The following is an 18,066-nucleotide window of genomic DNA, read 5'->3' as shown; positions in this document are numbered from 1 at the left end:
CCGACTGACGCGATCAGCGAGGGTCGGTCACCTGTCCCGTGAACAAGACGGCCCCCGTCTTGTCGACGATGGCGAACAGGAACGGATGATCGATATTCAGAGTGATCGTCTCGGGTGTTGGTCCCATTCCTCCTCCGGTGACCGCCGATGTGGCCGCCGCGACCGTTCCCAGTTCGTCGACCCCCACATAAGCCTTCTGCAGGACCGAGGAGATCGCGAGTTGCTCATCGCTCATGTTCGAGAAGTCCGCCCGTTGGCGGTCGAACGCGGTGGGCATGCCCATGTCGATCAGAGTTTGGTCGAAGATCTCGCTGCCCCAGGTAACCCGGAATTTGGGCATTCGGAAGTCGACGTAAGTATCCGTGCGGGAGCCGAGAACATTGCGCATCCAGATGTCGTCCATGCTGTTGCGAACCGCCGCAAGCCTTCCCTCGGTTGGCAGCACGATCATCATCTCGAGATCGTCGCCGATATACGGCAACGTCGCGGCCTGAAAATCCGGACCGGAGAAGTAGGGCATCGACCGCACCGGGTCATGCATCATCGGCACGGTGACCGGTGACCCTGGCGCGATCCGGAAGGCGCCGTCGGCGGTCAGCTTCGGATCAAAGGACTTTCGCCAGCTTGCTTTGAGGTACGCGGCGTTGACCAGAACCGCGCGAGAGTTGCGGTCGATGAGCGGGGGATCGACTCGCGGGATCAGATCCGTGATCAGGTCCTTGGTCGCCGCACTGACGAATTTGTTGATGTTGAGCCGCTCGCCCTCGGCGTCGGCTTTGAAGTCGGCCGCGTGTACCCCGGCGTTGTACTGCGTCGAGAGGATGTCGAGGAATCGAGGGCGGGTCGAGAGGTCGCGTGCCGTAAAGGTCGCGTCCACCAGCGACAGTTCGATGCTGCGGGGATCACCCTCGAAGATTCCGCCCCGGCTGCGCGAGCGCAGAGCGATCAGCAGCTGATTGACCGCGCGGAAATAGGTGTCGTCGCCGAACGGGTCGCGCAGAACGGATTTCATCTGGGCGGCGGTGTCGCCGGCGGCACCCGCGTAGGCCATCGACATCGCGACGCTGAGGCTCAGCGGGGAAAATACGACATTGCCACCTGCCGTGACTCGTCTGAAGACGTCCAATCCAAAAGCGTTGGCGCCGTTGATGAAACGTTGCTCATCGGCCGCCGACACGTTGGGGTTGTCGTTGTAGGGCAGGTTCGACCGGGTGTGTTGTGGCTGTGCCCCCGTCGTCGTCGCACCTGGACCGTGTTGGCCACCCGTCGTGCAGCCGACCGCGGACAGCGCGACGCACACCGCGACGAGAAGATGAAGTCGACGGCGAAGTGCCTCGTTGATCCGCTTCATCGGCTGGGCACCTACGTGATGGGCGCCCACGTGGCGGTCCACTCAGATATCGGTTCGCGGGTCGGGTCTTCACCCGGATTGGGTTCCGGCTGGGCGGTGAGGCAACTGTTGGTGAACTTCCGCTGGTACGGACCCCAACGCGCCGAAAGGGTTCCATCGGGGCGAAAGACATAGGTGATGGGGCCCGACATTTCGGTGGTGCTGGTGCATTCGGGGCTCTGCGGATCTGGGTTCGTCGCGTACGACCTCGCGGACCCGTTCGCCGTGAACCCGGACACCTTCCCGGTCATCGTGCCCGTGTACGACTGCGTCGGCTTGAGGTTCTTGAGAGTTTCGTTGCAGGTCAACAAATTCGCGTTGATTCGGCAGTCGGAAACCAGATCGCCGTTCCGGATTTCTAAGTGGGCGGGCAAGCTCGCCGGACTGCCATCGGTGGATGAGGATGCTATCGAGATCGAATGTGTGCTGTCTGACGTGGACGGCGTCGATGGTGCGGCCGGGCGGTTGCCACTCGTGCAGCCGGCGAGTTGTAACGCGGTCGCCCCCACCACGGTCACAGCGAAGGCTCTGAATACTGATCCGGACAACGGCAGCCGCCTTTCCGCAACCCCTCGACAACCGCTCACCCTAAGGACGCAGTTTGTGCCACCGATAGGGCTTAAGGACCCTATTTGCGATCGTCAGGGAACTGGCGGGAAGGCAAAGCTGTCCACACCGGTGTCGACCTGTTTTGGGTCACGCCCTTCGGCATCGGTGAAGATGAGGTGCACTTCTGGCGAATTATCAAGGTAGGCAAGGACGTTGCCGGCGCCCCACGCTGGTTCCTGGCCGGCGTAACAAACCCGTCCACCCCGCGGGGTGCTCTGACAAATCGACGTGGTCGGGACTTCGGAAACCGTCGTGCGTGGCACCGACGAACCTTTGTCGAGCACCTGAATCGCCTTCGAAGTAGGGGCATTTCGCCCGACTCGTTGTGCCGTGAAGGCCACCGCACCGGAGTCCAGGATCGTCATGTCGCGATACGACCAACCCTGAGCGGTGAACAGCGGAGTGGGCGCGGCCGGTGTCGCACCGGTTTCGACGGAGGCGGCGACCGAATAGACGCCACCCGTGCGCAGGGTGAAGGGGTTCTTGGGGAACATGACCGAATCCGAGGTGTCCCCGTTGGTGAACAGGATCGTCCGCCCATCCCTGGCGTAGATCACCGAGGAGGCGTTCGTACCGGTGGCGACAGGCGTGGATTCGCCGCCGACGGCCAGGGCGTTGACGTTCGTCGGCCGGACGTCGCTGCGTTCGTCCAACCAGGCGATGTGGCTGCCGTCGGGTGCCCACGCGAAGGCGGGTTCGGCGAACGGCGCCCAGGCGGTGGCGGATTCGGAGGCAGCCTTTGGTCTGGGCGTGATCTCTCCCGTGTTGGCCGCCGCGACGAGCAGGATGCCTCCCTCCACCGCCCCGTCAGTCGGGTTGCCGACGAAGGCCACATGTTGTCCGGTCGGCGACCATCGGGGCCTGGCGACCATCGGGGGGCGGTCGCCACTGCCATGCGGAAGGCCGGCCGGGTCCACCAGGCGCCGGGGTGGCGCGAGAGGTGTGAGTTGCGGTGAAAGGTCGAGCACCCACAGCTCACCGCCGTAGTCGGAGGCTGTTGCTTTCCGGACGAAGGCCACGTGCGCGAGGTCGGGGGAGGGCGCCGGTTGCGCGTCTGCCGGTCCGTCTGTCAGTTTGCGGCCGGGGGCGCCGGCGGGTTCGCTGACATACAGCGCCCCGGCTTTCGTGTAGAACAAGGCGCCCGCGATCTTCGGGGCAGTCGTCGCAGACGTCGCTGTTGTGTCCGTGGGCGTGGTGGTCGGGTTGGTCCTGCTCGCCGGCTGACACGCGGTCAGTACCAGCACGGCTAGCAGTGCAGCCCACCGACCACGGTGCGCCGTGTTCATGGCCATCACCGTAACGCCGTGTTGGCTGTGCGCATTCGAAGTCGTGGGAATCAGTACGGCCACTTTGGAGCTGTTCAGCCTGGCCGTCGGAAGCGGCCCCGCGGGTCAACGGAGGAGCACGTACTCAACGCGCCGCAATGAGTTTTGTCCGCCAGGGCAGTCTGATCTGTATGGGCAAACTCATCTATGGCTTCAACGTGTCGGTGGACGGGTACATCGCTGACGCGCACGGCGGCATCGACTGGTCCGAACCGAGCGAAGAACTGCACCAGTATTGGAACGACTTCGAGCGGGAGACCGCCCTGTCGTTCTACGGACGCCGGATCTACGAACTGATGTCCGCCTATTGGCCGACCGCCGACAAGGCACCGGACGCCACTCCGCTGATCGTCGACTTCGCCCACATCTGGCGCGACATGCCCAAAGTGGTGTTCTCGCGGACCTTGGAGTCCGTCGACTGGAACTCGCGCCTGGAACGCGGTGACCCGGTCGAGGTGGTGACGAAGCTGAAAGCCGAAACCGACGGCAGGCTCGAGGTGGTTGGCGCGACGCTGGCCGCACCGATCGTGCAGGCCGGACTGGTGGATGAGTACCGCATCGTGATCGCGCCCACCGCGGTGGGCGGCGGCACACCGTTCTTTCCGGCACTGCCGTCATGGATCTCACTGCGACTGCTGGAGAACCGCACCTTCCCGGGCGGCGCGGTACTGCTGCGCTACGAGGCGAAAAACGACTGATCGGGCGCCGGGGTGGTTTACCGTCCCGGCGGCGCCAACCGGTAGACAGCGCCCGCGTCGTCGTCGCTGATGTACACCGCACCGTCCGGCCCCACCACGGCGGCCACCGGGCGGCCCCATCGGGAACCGTCGTCGGTCTGGAAGCCACCCACCAGGGTCTGCTGGTCGCCGAGGCCGCCATGGCGCCACGGGAAGAACGACACCTCGGGCGCGCGCGGCGGCTTGCGGTTCCACGACCCGTGAATGCCGACCAGCGCGCCGTCCGCATACGGCGGCGGCAACACGCCGGTGGTGAAGGACAAACCCAGTGGCGCCGAGTGAGCGCCCATGCTCTGCTCTACCGGCGGCAGGGCCTGGCAGTCCATCGCGGATCCGTCCTTGTTGGTCGACATGTCGCGCACGAACGGCAGATTCGCCGGCCCCCCGTCGGGATTGCAAAATGGCCAGCCCAGGTCGCGGCCGGACGTCAACCGTGCCAGTGACTCCGGCGGATGGTCGTTGACGTAGCCGACGTCGACGCGGCCATGCGGGTCAGGCGTGTTGTCGCGGTTGTTGACCGCCGTCCACACCGAGCCGTCCGGGGCGACGGCAAGGCCGGTTCCGTTGCGCACCCCCGTCGCGAACGGCTGCGCCGGCCCGCCGCCGGGCGGAATCCGCATAATCGTCGCCCTGGGCGGGTTCGCGGTACGGTCCTGCGCCGTGATGTTTCCCGTCGAACCGACCGAGAAGTACACCGCGCCGTCGGGCCCGACGGTCACGCTCTTCAGCGCGTGTGCGTAGGCGCCGTGCAGATCGGGGCTGCGCGCATCGGGAAGACCGGCTGCGACGGTCCGGCCGTTGACGGCCCGGCCATCGGCGTAGTCGTAGGCGTCGATCTGATCGCTCTCCGCGACGTAGAGCGTCGAACCCGCGAATGCCATGCCGTGCGGCTGATCAAGACCCACGAGCAGCGTCGACTGTCGGGGTGCGGCGCCAGGTGTCAACTCGACGATCTGCCCACGGCTCGGCACCGACACGAGCAGCGCGCCGTCGGGCGTCCATGTTTCCAAGCGCGCCTTAGGAATTCGCGCCCAGACGGCGATCGTCCAACCGTCGGGGATCAGCGCCTGGCGGGGCCGGTCCAGCGGTGCCTGCGCGAGATCGGGGGCGACGGCGACGGGAGCGGCCACCAGCCTGCCTGACGCCGGCGCCGGAACCCCGGATGGGGATGCGGATTGTCGCGGATTCGAGCACCCCGCCAGCACAAGGATCGCGATCAGGGAGATGGCCGGCAGTGCACGCGGCGGGACTCGCACGTCAGCAGGGATACCCGGGGCGACCGTCATCAACACGAGCAAGCCGATGTGTGGCAGCCGGGCGCCCGGGTATAAAGGCGGGCATATGACTACATCGCGAACGCAACCGGATCAGCGCGAGCTCGACGGCATCCGGCAGATCGTCGACGCCATCTCGGAGGCGTTCGCCGCAAAGATCGTCGGGCAGCCTGACCTGCGGGAATCGCTGCTGATCGGACTGCTCGCCGGTGGCCACGTCCTGCTGGAAAGCGTCCCTGGACTGGCCAAGACCACCGCCGCCAAGGTGCTCGCCGAGTCCATCCACGGCCGCTTCCAACGCATCCAGTGCACCCCCGACCTGCTGCCCAGCGACATCATCGGCACGCAGATCTACGACTCGGCGACGAGTTCGTTCGTCACCCAGCTGGGCCCGGTGCACGCCAACGTCGTGCTGCTGGACGAGATCAACCGGTCCAGTGCCAAGACCCAGAGCGCCATGCTCGAGGCGATGGAGGAGCGCCAGACCACGATCGCCGGCCAGGTGCATCCACTCACCGACCCGTTCCTGGTCATCGCCACCCAGAATCCCGTCGACCAGGAAGGCACCTATCCGCTCTCGGAAGCGCAGACCGACCGGTTCCTGCTCAAGGAGATCGTGCGCTACCCCTCGCCCGAGGAAGAGGTGGAGGTGATGTCGCGGATCGACGCCGGGGTCTATGACACGCGGCGGACCGCCGCGCCGGTCGTCAGCCTCGATGACGTGCTGCGTCTGCAGGACGTGGTTCGCCACGTCTACATGGACCGGGCGCTGATGCTGTACGCCAGCCAGCTGGTCGACGTGACCCGCCACCCCGGCAAGGCATTGCCCAAGCAGATCGCGCGCCTGGTCGAGTACGGGGCCAGCCCGCGCGCGACGATCGCCTTCTGCAAAGCGGCGCGTGCCCAGGCGGTGCTGTCCGGGCGCGCCCACGTGCTGCCGGAGGACATCGCCAAGCTGGCGCACCGGGTGCTGCGGCACCGGCTCATCCTCGGATTCGAAGCCGCCAGTGCCAACGTCACTCCCGAGACCGTGATCGACGCCGCGCTGCGGGCCGTCCGGGTGCCCTGAGTCCCGGCCTTGGGCAAACATCTCAACCGGGCCAAGGCGCACTTCGGCACCGACACCCGTGGTCTGCTCGAAGGCGGCCGCTACGCCCTGTCACACACGCGCAGCATGGAATTCGACGATCTACGTCCATACGTTCCCGGCGACGACGTCCGCGACATCGACTGGAAGGCCTCGGCCCGCTCGGGCAGCGTCCTCATCAAACGATTCGTCTCCGAGAAACACCACAAGCTCCTGCTGGTCGCCGACGCCGGCCGCAATATGTCGGCACTGGCCCCCAGCGGCGAGTACAAGCGTGACGTCGCCGCGCACGTCATGGGTGCGATCGGCCTGATCGGCCTGCGCCGTTCCGATCAGATCGGGATGGTCTTCGGTGACAGCCGCGGTTCGGTGAACATCCCGCAGCGCCGCGGCGAAATGCACGTGGAGGGACTGCTGCACCGCTGGTACCAGCACTCCATGACCGGCCCCGGTCCCAGCCGCATCGCCGCTCAACTCGATTACGTCGCAACGCATTACCGCCACACCATGCTGATCGTCGTGGTCTCCGACGAACCCGATGTCGACGAGGAACTCAACGGAGTACTCATCAGGTTGAGCGGGCGCCACGACATCCTCTGGGCGATGGTGTCGGACATGCCCGCGGTCGGTCCCGACAACACCGACGGCTACGACGTCGCCACCGGCCGCTTCGTCCTGAACGGCGCCGACCTCGGTCCGCGAGTCGTCGCCGCCTACCGCCGAGCCGAGGCCGCCCGGCGCGAGCGCCTCGCAAAGTTCCTGACCCGGCGGGCGATCACGCACGCCACGATCGCCGGCAGTGCTGACATCCGCCGCGAACTCGTCGGCCTGACCGAGGCGGCCGGCCGTGCCGGATGACCTGCTGCACTACGTGTTCGGTCCGCAGCCCTACTCGTCGCAGTGGCTGGTGTGGGCGGTGCTGCTGGTGCTGGCGGTATGTGGTTGGTATGCAGGAGTTTTCGTGTGGACGCTGCCATCGCACCGGTTGCGTCGCATCCCTGTGGTACGGCGGATGCACGCCCGCGTGATCCGGGAACGCTTCGCCCGCCGCGTGCAGCGCCTTGCCTCCGAGCACCACGCCGGACTTTTGTCGACGCCGCAGACCGGCGCGGCGATCAGCCAGGCGGTACGCAGCTTTCTGCATCAGGCGACGGGGACCAGGGCCCAGTATCTGCATGTCGGCGCGCTGGCTGACGGGGAGCTCGGGGCGGCCGCACCCTTGCTGACACTGCTCGACGATGCGCAGTTCAACACCGAGACCTCCGTGGACATCGGCGAGGTCAGTTCCAGGGCGCAGGAGTTGATCCGCTCGTGGACCTGAAGTGGTGGCCGTTAGCAGCCGTCGGATCGGGCTGCTTCGTCATCGTCGTCGTGCTGGCTGCGGTGCTGCCGATGACCGCTGCCCGCCGGCGGTTACGTCCACTGGCCAACATCGCACGACTGACCCGGTTGCCCGAATACGCCAAGGTTGCCCGGCTGCGCTCCCTGTCGACGATCGTGACCCTGGTCGTGCTGACGGTGATGTTCTGCGCGGCCATGTGGGCGGCTTCCCGTCCGGCCGCGGCCGGTGAGGATTTCGACGCCGCGCCCGCCGAGGACATCATGCTGTGTGTCGGGCAGCCGCTGCCGGATCGTGCGACGGTGGAGATGCTCGACTACTTTGCGCAGCAGGCCGGTTCGTCGCCGCAAACTCAACGTATCGGTCTGACGTCGGTGAACCGCCGGTTGGTGCCGTTGACGCGCGATCACCAATATGCCGTCTCACGATTCGGCGAGTATGCCCGCGCACCGCGATTGCAGTCGGCGTCGTTCGCTCCGGCGGTGCCGTACACCGACTATGCGACCAGCGTGGAAGATGTTCTGGCACTCTGTATCTCGGGTTTCCCGCATTTCGAGCAGCGCGGCACGCACCGGCGTTCGGTCATTTATCTGGGCCCGTCGGATATGCGCGTGCCGGGCGAACAACGTGCCGCGCTGTTCACCGGAGACGCGGTGCGGCAGCTGGCCGAGCGGGGCGGAGTCCAACTCAACGTCGTCGACACGGCTCCCTCCCCGAAGAGCGGCTCATTGCTCGCGCTCACCGAGCAGACCGGCGGGCGCTACCTGGTGCCGGAGTCGGTGACCGGGGCCCTCGACGACATCCGCTCGCACACCCGGTCAGGGCGCCCGGCGGGCGGCGCGGTTGCCACGGCGGACGCTGCGGATGCTCCGGTGGTGCCGTTGGCGATCGCGTTGTTCTCGGCGACCGTGCTGTCCGTGGCGCTGATGGGGTTGCGCCGATGACGTTTGAACCCGTGCTGCCCTGGCCTATTTTCGCCGTCGTCGCCGGCGCGCTGGTCTTGGCCCGCCTGGTGGCGCTGCGCCAGGTGTTGCTCGGGGCGGGAAGCCGCCGTACCCGCACCGTGCTGCGCTGGGGCGGCGTGACGCTGGCGGTGCTGCTGGTGATCGCCGCCGCTACCCGGCCCGCACTCCCCGACGACAGAACCCGCGCGGGCACCACGGCCGCGGCAGGGGAGAACCTCAATGTCTTTCTGATCGTGGACCGGTCTGTGGACTCGGGCGTCGATGATTATGGCGACCAGGCCCGGATCGCCGGCATGCGTGACGACATCGCGGCGTTGATCAAGCGCTATCCGGCGGCGCGGTATGCCCTCATCGACTTCGCCGCGCGGGCCACGTTGGACTGGCCGCTGTCCGAGGATGTTTGGAGTCTGCGACCCACCATCGCGGCGCTGGATGCCTACCGCGGCGGTCCGAATGCGCGAGTCGACGTCGATGCCTCGGCCGCCGGCAACGTGCTGCGCTACCAGCTCATCCAAGCGGCCCAACAGTATCCGGGTACGCGAAATGTCGTGCTGTATTTCGGTTCCGGTGCACCCGGGTCGACCGTACCGCAAGGCGACTTCGCCAGCGTTTCGGTCGACGGGGGAGCAGTGCTCGGCTACGGCCGCACCATCGACGAAGCCCAGTTGCGCAAGATCGCAGGCCAACTCGTCGTGCCCTACCAGCACCGCGAACCCGGTCAGCCCTTCCAGCCGGACCTGCCCGATCGGCCGAGTGGCGCCGGGACCCGGGCCGAGGCCGGCGCCGCGCTCGAGTTGTACTGGCTGCCCGCGCTGCTTGCGGCGGTATTGCTGCTGGGCGAAATCTATCTGTCGGTCCGCGAATTCCGGCGCGGCCGCCTGACCCGGCGGGACATGGCATGACGCTGCGACCGGCACGGCTGCGGCTGCGACGGCGGCTGCTGATCTACTCGGCGCCGCTGGCCCTACTCATGGTGCTGGTAGCGGCGAAGCTGATATCGGTTGTGGTGGCCGGGGATTGGGCGGCTTCGGATTTCGGGCGCGGCGACGCGGGTGCGGTGCGCGACGATGCGGCGGTGCTGGGCGTGGCCAACCTGGTCGAGCCCGCGAAGGCGTCGTTTGCCGCGGGCGCCGCCGCCGTGCTCGACGGAAGGCTCGAGGAGGCGGACGCGGACTTCACCGCTGCTCTCGCGCGCACCGATGTCGCAGGTTCCTGTCCGGTGCGGGTCAACCTGGAACTGGTCCGCGAAGCCCAGGGTGACCGCGCCGCCGCGGCCGGTGACCGATCCCGCGCCGACGAACGATATGCGAGCGCGCTGAGCGTCGTCGGTGACGCGCCGCCGGTGTGCTTCGCCGACAACAGCGACCCGGACACACGGCGGCAGACCATCCGCCGCGATGCCGCAAATCGTTTGGCCGACAAGCGGAATGCGCTGAATGCCCCGCCGGCCGCGCCCGCGCAGGCCCCGCCGCCGCCTCCGCCGCCCGCCCCGGTGGCGCTCCCACTGCCGGTCGCCGTATCGGCCGACGGCCGCGATATCCCGCCACGCCGGCTCGACCCGACCGACGGCGATCCGCTGGACAAGCTGCAGCAGGTGCTGCAGGACGCGGCGGGAGCGGCCCCGCCGGGTTAGGCCCGCTGCTGGGCTCACCCTGCGCCGCTCCTGGGTTGACCCTGCGCTGAGGGTCGTGCGAGTGGCGGCCGCCGCCGGCGCAGTCTCAATGCCGCCGGGACTGGCGACTGCGCCCGGGCAGAAGTGGGTAATCACGTTGCCAGCGCGGGCCTGCCGCGCCTTGGATCCGGCGACTAACAGGGAGGGCATCGAATGGTTCATCAAGAGGGCGGCCGCTGGGATGTCGGTGTCGAGAACAACGCGGTGTACCTGGAGCGGGTCTCGGAGAGCGACGAGCAACTGTTCGATGATGCGCTGGAACCCGACGAGGCCCGTCAGCTCGCCGGGCTGTTGACGAAGTACGCCGACAAACTGGACGAAGCTAGGGAGTCGGGCGACGCAGATGAAGACGACGAAGACGAAGACGACTCCGACGATGAAGACGACGAAGACGACTCCGAGGACGACGACTCGGACGACGACGACGAGGACGACGACTCGGACGACGAGGACGACTCGGACGACGAGGACGACGACGAGGACGACGATTCCGAAAAGGACTCGAAGAAATCCGGGGACTAGGGCGACGAACGACCCCTTGACAGGGGCCTTAATGCCCTGGTAGCGCCCGGTATTGCGGGGTAATGTCCGAAATACCGCCAGGTCGGGATTGTCTTGAGCGCCCGGGCCAGACGGAGACAACCTCGCTAAGGGAGCACACAGATGTTGAACAGCGTACCGATGCACAAGAACGGGGTCTCTCAGCGGCGCACGCAGGACGCAGAGCTACTGAAGAAGTCCGGCGCGCACAAACTTGTCGTCGCCGATCGCGACGGCAATTGTCTGGCGTTCGTTCTGGCTTGGGACAGCTTCGACTACGACCCCGAGACGGACACCTATGTGTGCATTGCCGACAGCGACGGAAGGGAACTGTTGACGATGTACACCGCCGGCGAAATCAAGGCAGCTCCCGGCGCGAACATGTACGTCGTCACCGCGCCGGAACCGACGAATCGCAGCAGGCCGTTGCAGGCTCTGTAACCGCGAGTCCCCAAAGGGGGTTCACGCGCGATTCTTCGTGATCGGCCCTGAACGGCGACGTCGCGAAGGGGATGGTCACTCGGCGATGGTTATGATAGACCGTTCGTACGGTTAGTCTAAGCCGAAGGTGTCCAATGCCCAGATCGCCTGGCAGGCGTGGCGAGATCCTCGATGCGTTTGTCCGCTATGTCGCCGAACGTGGTTATGAGAGAACCAATATCGGTGACATCGCCGACGAACTCGGCATGTCGAAGGGCACCATCGTTCACCACTTCGGGACCAAAGCGCAGATGCTGCGCGAACTGGAAGAAACCCACCTCGCCAACCAACTCGACGTGCTGCGCATGGTCTGGGACCGCGTATCCGCACCGCACGAGCGCATCGCCGCGATCATCTTTACCTCCGCACTGCTGCAGGTGATGGCCCGCGACGCCACCGTCGCAAGCCAGCGCGAGGTGGTGCAGTTGTCCGAAGACCCGGCCATGCAACAGGTACGCAAGCTGCGCCACCAACTGCAGGCGCTCACCATCGATGAGATCCGCAATGGAGTCGAATCCGGTGTATTCCGAAGCGTCGACGTCGATCTGGCTGCGCTGCAGCTGTGGGGATCGCTCGAGTGGATGTGGGTGTGGTTCGACCCCAATGACTCTCGGACGCCCGAACGGGTAGGGGCCGCATTCGTGGATGTGTTCCTTGGCGGATTGCTGCTCGACCGGCTGGGGTTGACCAAGTGGGCGAGCCCGTCATCGGACGTCGTCTCAGTGGTGCGCGAATGCCTGACCGTGGTCACGAGCGGCCCGGGCTGACTCGTCAGCGCACCGAAAACCTACGGCTAAAAGAACTTTGGCGTCGCGCGTGCGCGCCCGGCAACACCCGGTCTGATTGACTGTACGTGTAGTTAGTCACGGCGTATCGAGGCACGCCCACCAAGGGGTCACCCGCCATAAAACAGCAGGTCATTCACCACGATGAGGGCGCGGTCACTTCCGCGCGACATTCGTATTTCTGATTCTGTTGACTGCACGTACGGTCTAGTGACATAGTTGCGGCGTGGCGCAACCGTGGGCGGCATGGAGCCGAAGGGTGGGGACCGGGACTGTCGGTCACCCGCACCGCGTAACGCTGCGGCAGGGTGCGACGGCAGGCGTGCACCTCACTCGATCTCCCCGAAATACGCTGAGCAATAGTGGGTTTCACTGCGCTGCTCGGCCGGCCTCCGACGGAAGTTCGCGCCGATGACTGCCTCGCACACCATGGCCCGCCGAGTGGGCAACAGGATACGGCCGGGCACCGAGGTGGCCGGCGGTTTCTTCCGGATGTGCGTGCTGACCGCCAAGGCACTGAAACGGCCCTTCGAATGGCGCGAATTCATCTGGATCGGCTGGTTTTTGATGCGGGTGTCGCTGCTGCCCACGATCGCGGTGTCGATCCCCGAAACCGTGCTGCTCATCTTCACGCTCAACGTGCTGCTCGCCGAGTTCGGCGCGGCCGACGTCTCCGGGGCCGGTGCGGGCATCGGTGCCGTCACCCAGCTGGGCCCGATCGTGACGGTGCTGGTGGTCGCCGGCGCCGGGGGCACCGCCATCTGCGCCGACCTCGGGGCGCGCACCATCCGCGAGGAGATCGATGCCCTCGAAGTGCTCGGCATCGACCCGATCCACCGGCTGGTGCTGCCCCGCGTCGTCGCTTCGACCATCGTCGCGGTCCTGCTCAACGGCCTGGTGATTGCCGTCGGCCTGGGTGGCGGATACCTGTTCAGCGTGTACCTGCAGAACGTCTCGAGCGGTGCCTATCTCTCCACATTGACCGCTCTCACCGGCCTGCCCGAAGTGGTGATCGCCAATATCAAGGCGGCCACGTTCGGATTGATCGCCGGCCTGGTCGGGTGTTACCGCGGCTTGATCGTCCGCGGCGGGTCCAAGGGTCTGGGCACCGCCGTCAACGAGACGGTGGTGCTGTGTTTCATCGCGCTGTTCGCGGTCAACGCGGCACTGACCACGATCGGCGTCAGATTCGGAACGGGGCGCTGATATGGCAACGGCTACAACACATCTCAAGCTTCCCCGGGCAAACCTCGGTCGATACGGCGAAGCCCCGGTCAAGCTGTTGCTGGAGATCGGGCAGATGGTCTGGTTCGCGGTGACGGCGGTCGCCCAGATTCCGTTCGCCCTGCGCCGCTACCCCAAAGAACTGATACGCATGGTCGCCCAGATGGGGATGGGGACGGGTGCGATGGCCGTGGCCGGCGGCACGGCCGCCATCGTCGGGTTCATCACCCTATCCGCGGGTTCGCTGGTCGCCATCCAGGGCTACGCGTCACTGGGGAATATCGGTGTCGAGGCCTTCACCGGCTTCTTGGCCGCCATGGTCAATGTTCGGTTCGTGGCGCCGGTGGCCGCCGGTCAGGCGCTGGCAGCCACGGTGGGTGCCGGCGCCACCGCCGAACTGGGCGCCATGCGCATCAGCGAAGAGATCGACGCGCTCGAGGTGATGAGTGTCAGGTCGGTCGCTTTCCTGGCGTCCACCCGGGTGGTGGCGGGTCTCATCGTCATCGTCCCGCTTTACGCGTTGGGGATCACCATGGCCTTCGTGTCCACGCAGGTCACCACCGTCTTTTTGTACGGACAGTCCGCCGGCACGTACAACCACTACTTCCATACCTTCCTGCGCCTCAACGACGTCGGCTGGTCGTTCGCCGAGGTGATCCTGGTCGCGTTGGTCGTGATGACCACCCACTCCTACTACGGCTACACCGCCCACGGCGGGCCGGTCGGCGTCGGTGAGGCGGTCGGCCGGTCGATGCGGCTGTCGCTGATCACCATCGTCGTCGTGGTCGTGCTGACCGCGATGGCCGTCTACGGCAAAAACCCGAACTTCAACCTCACGGTGTAGCCGACATGACCATGCCGGTGAAGGAGAACCCGCCACGCATCCCGCCCTACAAGACCGCGGCGGTGGTCTTCTTGGTGGTGTTCTCCGTGGTGCTGGGATTCGTCTGGTTTCAGTTCCGGGGCAAGCTGACGCCGAAGACGCCGTTGACGATGGTGGCCCCCCGGGCCGGCCTGGTGATGGACCCGGGATCGAAGGTCACCTACAACGGGGTGGAAATCGGTCGTGTCACCAACATTTCGGAGATCCAGCGCGACGGCGTGCCGGTGGCGAAGTTCTCTATGGAAATCAATCCGGAGTACATCAGGCTGATTCCGGCCAATGTGGAGGCCAACATCAAGGCCACCACCGTCTTCGGCAACAAGTACGTGTCGCTGACCTCGCCGAAAAATCCTACACCACAGCGTATTTCATCGAAGACCGAGATCGATGCGCGGTCGGTGACCACCGAGTTCAACACCCTGTTCGAGACCCTCACCGCGATCGCCGAGAAGGTGGATCCGATCAAGCTGAATCTGACGTTGTCCGCGGCCGCGCAGGCCCTGGCCGGACTGGGCGACAAGTTCGGCCAGTCGATTGTCAACGCCAATGCCATCCTCGACGACATCAACCCCCGGATGCCGCAGGTACGGCACGACATTCAACAGCTCGCCGCCTTGGCCGACACCTACAACAACGCCGCGCCGGATCTCTTCGACGCGCTGGACCACGCGGTGGTCACCGCGCGCACGCTGCACCGCCAGGAAGCCGAACTGGATTCGGCGTTGCTGGCCGCCGCCGGCTTGGGAGACACCGGTGCAGACATCTTCGCCCGGGGTGGGCCCTACCTGCAGCGCGGCATCTCCGATCTACTGCCCACCGCCCAGCTGTTCGACGCCTACAGTCCCGAAATCTTCTGCACGATCCGGAATTACCGCGACGCCGAGCCGGCGGCATATGCGACGACGGGCGGCGGCAACGGCTACGGACTGAAAACCATGACCGAACTGACATCCGGGCTGGGTGGCATTCTGACGCTGCCCGGGCTGACCGGCGCGGTGCTCTCGCAGGGACTCCTGGGTGTGGCCGGACTGGTCGGCGGCGCACCCAATCCCTATACCTATCCGGAGAATCTGCCCCGGGTGAACGCCCGTGGCGGACCGGGCGGCGCACCAGGCTGCTGGCAGCCGATCAATCACGACTTCTGGCCGGCGCCGAGCCTGGTGGTGGACACCGGCGCCAGCCTCGCACCGTACAACCACGTGGACACCGGCTCGCCATACGCGCTCGAGTACGTGTGGGGCCGCCAAGTCGGGGACAACACGATCAACCCATGAAAATCACCGGCAGCGCAATCAAACTCGGCATCGTCTCCCTGGTGCTGTCCCTGATCGTCGTGTCGATCGTGGTGGTGTTCGCTCAGATGCGTTTCATCAGCACGAACACCTATTCCGCGGAGTTCGCCAACGGCAGCGGCCTGAAAGACGGCCAGTTCGTGCGCGCCTCCGGAGTGGAGATCGGCAAGGTCAAATCCGTCAACCTGATCGATGGTGGCAACCGGGTGCGGGTCGACTTCGCCATCGACCGCTCGATCCAGCTGTACCAGTCGACCACCGCGCAGATCCGCTATCTCGACCTGCTCGGCAACCGCTTCGTCGAGCTCAAGCGGGGGATGGGTGACGGAGCAGATCAGATCCTGCCGGCAGGCGGACTGATTCCGCTGTCCCGGACTACACCGGCCCTGGACCTCGACGCGCTGATCGGTGGATTCAAGCCGTTGTTCAAGGCCCTGGAACCGGACAAGGTCAACACCATCGCCTCGTCGATCATCACCGTATTCCAGGGCCAGGGCGGAACGATCAACGACATCCTCGACCAGACCGCGCAGCTCACTTCGCAGATCGCCGAACGCGATCGGGCGATCGGTGAGGTGGTCAAGAACCTGAACATCGTGCTGGACACCACGGTCCGGCATCGCCAGGAGTTCGACGAAACGGTGGACAACTTCGAGAGGTTGATCACCGGTCTGCAGAACCACGCCGACCCGCTGGCCACCGGACTGGCCAACATCAGCAACGCCGCCGGCACAGTGTCGGAACTCCTGGCGGACAACCGCGCGCTGCTGCACAAGGAGATCAACTACCTGCAGGCCTTCCAGCAGCCGCTGATCGATCAGCGCGACCAGCTCAGCGACCTGATCCACAAGACCCCCACCGCGCTGAACCTGATCGGGCGCAGCATCGGTCTCTACGGCGACTGGGTCAACTTCTACGTCTGCGACCTCTCGATCCGGTGGAACGGATTGCAGGGCGGCGGTCCGGTTCGCACGGTCCGGATCTGGCAGCAGCCGACGGGCAGGTGCACGCCCCAATGAGGACACTCACCGAATTCAACCGAAACCGCGTCGGCTTGATGGGCATCGGGGTGCTGGTGCTCGTCGTCCTCGTCGGTCAGAGTTTCACCAGCGTGCCGATGATGTTCGCGGCCCCGGTCTATTACGGGCAGTTCACCGAATCGGGTCAGTTGAACAAGAACGACAAGGTGCGCATCACCGGAGTCAATGTCGGCAAAGTGGAGGGCATCGAGGTCGAGGGCGACCACGTGCTGGTGAAGTTCACCATCGGCGCCAACACCATCGGCACCGAAAGCCGGTTGGCGATCAAAACCGACACCATCCTGGGCAAGAAGGTGCTCGAGATCGAGCCGCGGGGAGCCAAAGTCCTGCGGCCCAGCGGGGTGCTGCCACTGGGCCAGAGCACCACCCCCTACCAGCTCTACGACGCGAACTTCGACATCACCAGGGCCGCAACCGGATGGAACATCGACACCGTCAAACAATCGCTGAATGTGCTCTCTGAGACCATCGATCAGACCTACCCGCACATCAGCGCCGCGCTCGACGGCGTGGCCAGGTTCTCCGACACCATCGGCAAGCGCGATGACGAGATCAAACATCTGCTCGCGCAGGCCAACCAGGTGGCCAGCGTGCTCGGCGACCGCAGCGAGCAGATCAACCGGTTGCTGGTCAACGCCAAGACGTTGCTGGTCGCGTTCAACGAACGCGGCCGGGCCATCGACGCTCTGCTGCAGAATATTTCGGGCGTCGCGGCGCAGATCAAGGGCTTCATCAACGACAACCCGAACCTGAACGCGGCGCTGGAGCAACTGCACGCCCTGACCGACGTGCTGGTGCAGCGCAAGGACGACCTTGCTCAAACGCTCACGTTCGTCAGCCAATTCGCGGCCGGGCTGGGCGAGTCCGTCGCGTCGGGACCGTTCTTCAAGATCGTTCTGTCCAACCTACTGCCGTACTGGATGCTGCAGCCGTTCGTCGATGCCGCGTTCAAGAAGCGCGGTCTGGATCCGGAAGAATTCTGGCGTAGCGCGGGCCTGCCCGCATTCCGCTTCCCCGATCCCAACGGCACCCGGTTCCCCAACGGCGCACCGCCACCCGCGCCGCAGGTACTGGAGGGCACCCCGGAGCATCCCGGACCGGCCGTCCCGCCGGGATCGGCGTGCTCGTACACACCGGCGCCCGATGCGCTGCCCCGGCCGTGGAATCCGTTGCCCTGCGCGGGCGTTGACGTCGGCCCGTTCGGCGGCAGCTTCCCGGCCCCCCTCGATGTGCAGGCGTCGCCGCCGAATCCCAACGGCGTGCCCCCGACGCCGGGAATCCCGATCGCGGGGCGGCCGGGTGAGGCGCCCCCGGATGTCCCGGGCACGCCGGTGCCGCTGCCGCCCAACGCGCCGCCCGGAGCGCGCACCGAAGGTACGACGGGAGGCCAGAGTTGAGCAACGGTTTCGCTTTTCCCAAGCCGA

General features: G+C 65.9%; 19 protein-coding genes. 15 read left to right on the top strand and 4 right to left on the bottom strand.

Annotated features, from left to right (window positions below):
• Positions 1–13: 13 nt before the first annotated feature.
• From QXK92_RS23865 to QXK92_RS23855, 3 genes are all read right to left on the bottom strand, one after another.
• Complete coding sequence (locus tag QXK92_RS23865) at positions 14–1,351, bottom strand: serpin family protein (protein WP_306245728.1); 1,338 nt, start codon at positions 1,349–1,351, stop codon at positions 14–16.
• Positions 1,352–1,362: 11 nt separating this feature from the next.
• The gene (locus QXK92_RS23860) at positions 1,363–1,908 is read right to left on the bottom strand and encodes a hypothetical protein (protein WP_306245727.1); all 546 of its coding nucleotides are present in this window, start codon (positions 1,906–1,908) and stop codon (positions 1,363–1,365) included.
• 123 nt (positions 1,909–2,031) lie between these two features.
• Positions 2,032–3,285 carry a hypothetical protein gene (locus QXK92_RS23855; protein WP_306245726.1) on the bottom strand — a complete coding sequence of 418 codons (1,254 nt, stop codon included), beginning with the start codon at positions 3,283–3,285 and terminating at the stop codon, positions 2,032–2,034.
• Positions 3,286–3,455: 170 nt separating this feature from the next.
• Here QXK92_RS23855 and QXK92_RS23850 point away from each other — a divergent pair, with 170 nt between their 5' ends.
• Positions 3,456–4,022 (top strand): dihydrofolate reductase family protein, encoded by a 567-nt coding sequence (locus QXK92_RS23850; RefSeq protein ID WP_306246462.1) that lies wholly within the window; start codon positions 3,456–3,458, stop codon positions 4,020–4,022.
• A 17-nt stretch (positions 4,023–4,039) separates the two neighbouring features.
• Here QXK92_RS23850 and QXK92_RS23845 read toward each other — a convergent pair whose 3' ends face one another.
• On the bottom strand, positions 4,040–5,347 hold the full coding sequence (locus QXK92_RS23845) for a sorbosone dehydrogenase family protein (RefSeq protein WP_371934586.1): 1,308 nt from the start codon (positions 5,345–5,347) through the stop codon (positions 4,040–4,042).
• Between the two features lie 55 nt (positions 5,348–5,402).
• On the opposite strand from QXK92_RS23845, the gene QXK92_RS23840 reads away from it, so the two are divergent.
• From QXK92_RS23840 to QXK92_RS23775, 14 genes are all read left to right on the top strand, one after another.
• Complete coding sequence (locus QXK92_RS23840) at positions 5,403–6,404, top strand: MoxR family ATPase (protein WP_306245724.1); 1,002 nt, start codon at positions 5,403–5,405, stop codon at positions 6,402–6,404.
• A 9-nt stretch (positions 6,405–6,413) separates the two neighbouring features.
• Positions 6,414–7,280 carry a DUF58 domain-containing protein gene (locus tag QXK92_RS23835; protein ID WP_306245723.1) on the top strand — a complete coding sequence of 289 codons (867 nt, stop codon included), beginning with the start codon at positions 6,414–6,416 and terminating at the stop codon, positions 7,278–7,280.
• Positions 7,270–7,743, top strand: a complete 474-nt coding sequence (locus tag QXK92_RS23830) for a hypothetical protein (RefSeq protein WP_306245722.1) — start codon at positions 7,270–7,272, stop codon at positions 7,741–7,743. Before QXK92_RS23835 ends, QXK92_RS23830 begins: the two co-directional genes overlap by 11 nt.
• The gene (locus QXK92_RS23825; protein ID WP_306245721.1) at positions 7,734–8,705 is read left to right on the top strand and encodes a hypothetical protein; all 972 of its coding nucleotides are present in this window, start codon (positions 7,734–7,736) and stop codon (positions 8,703–8,705) included. The genes QXK92_RS23830 and QXK92_RS23825 overlap by 10 nt, the downstream gene beginning before the upstream one ends.
• The gene (locus QXK92_RS23820) at positions 8,702–9,628 is read left to right on the top strand and encodes a vWA domain-containing protein (protein WP_306245720.1); all 927 of its coding nucleotides are present in this window, start codon (positions 8,702–8,704) and stop codon (positions 9,626–9,628) included. Before QXK92_RS23825 ends, QXK92_RS23820 begins: the two co-directional genes overlap by 4 nt.
• A complete protein-coding gene (locus tag QXK92_RS23815; RefSeq protein ID WP_306245719.1) occupies positions 9,625–10,359 on the top strand; it encodes a hypothetical protein in 735 nt (244 codons plus the stop codon). Before QXK92_RS23820 ends, QXK92_RS23815 begins: the two co-directional genes overlap by 4 nt.
• A gap of 192 nt (positions 10,360–10,551) precedes the next feature.
• On the top strand, positions 10,552–10,920 hold the full coding sequence (locus QXK92_RS23810) for a hypothetical protein (RefSeq protein WP_306245718.1): 369 nt from the start codon (positions 10,552–10,554) through the stop codon (positions 10,918–10,920).
• Positions 10,921–11,061: 141 nt separating this feature from the next.
• Complete coding sequence (locus QXK92_RS23805) at positions 11,062–11,379, top strand: hypothetical protein (RefSeq protein ID WP_306245717.1); 318 nt, start codon at positions 11,062–11,064, stop codon at positions 11,377–11,379.
• Between the two features lie 134 nt (positions 11,380–11,513).
• Positions 11,514–12,185: a TetR/AcrR family transcriptional regulator gene (locus QXK92_RS23800; protein WP_306245716.1), complete on the top strand. Its 672-nt coding sequence runs from the start codon at positions 11,514–11,516 to the stop codon at positions 12,183–12,185.
• A 447-nt stretch (positions 12,186–12,632) separates the two neighbouring features.
• A complete protein-coding gene (locus QXK92_RS23795; RefSeq protein WP_371934595.1) occupies positions 12,633–13,409 on the top strand; it encodes an MlaE family ABC transporter permease in 777 nt (258 codons plus the stop codon).
• Between the two features lies 1 nt (position 13,410).
• Complete coding sequence (locus QXK92_RS23790; RefSeq protein ID WP_306245714.1) at positions 13,411–14,271, top strand: ABC transporter permease; 861 nt, start codon at positions 13,411–13,413, stop codon at positions 14,269–14,271.
• Between the two features lie 5 nt (positions 14,272–14,276).
• Positions 14,277–15,584: an MCE family protein gene (locus tag QXK92_RS23785; RefSeq protein WP_306245713.1), complete on the top strand. Its 1,308-nt coding sequence runs from the start codon at positions 14,277–14,279 to the stop codon at positions 15,582–15,584.
• A complete protein-coding gene (locus tag QXK92_RS23780) occupies positions 15,581–16,621 on the top strand; it encodes a virulence factor Mce family protein (protein WP_306245712.1) in 1,041 nt (346 codons plus the stop codon). The genes QXK92_RS23785 and QXK92_RS23780 overlap by 4 nt, the downstream gene beginning before the upstream one ends.
• Positions 16,618–18,039, top strand: coding sequence for a virulence factor Mce family protein (locus QXK92_RS23775; RefSeq protein ID WP_306245711.1), 1,422 nt, complete (start codon positions 16,618–16,620; stop codon positions 18,037–18,039). The genes QXK92_RS23780 and QXK92_RS23775 overlap by 4 nt, the downstream gene beginning before the upstream one ends.
• Positions 18,040–18,066 lie beyond the last annotated feature (27 nt).

This window comes from Mycobacterium sp. TY815 (assembly GCF_030755135.1).
Classification (GTDB): Bacteria; Actinomycetota; Actinomycetes; order Mycobacteriales; family Mycobacteriaceae; genus Mycobacterium.
Note: the sequence above shows the minus strand (reverse complement) of the source record. Positions and strands in the feature narration are given on the sequence as shown.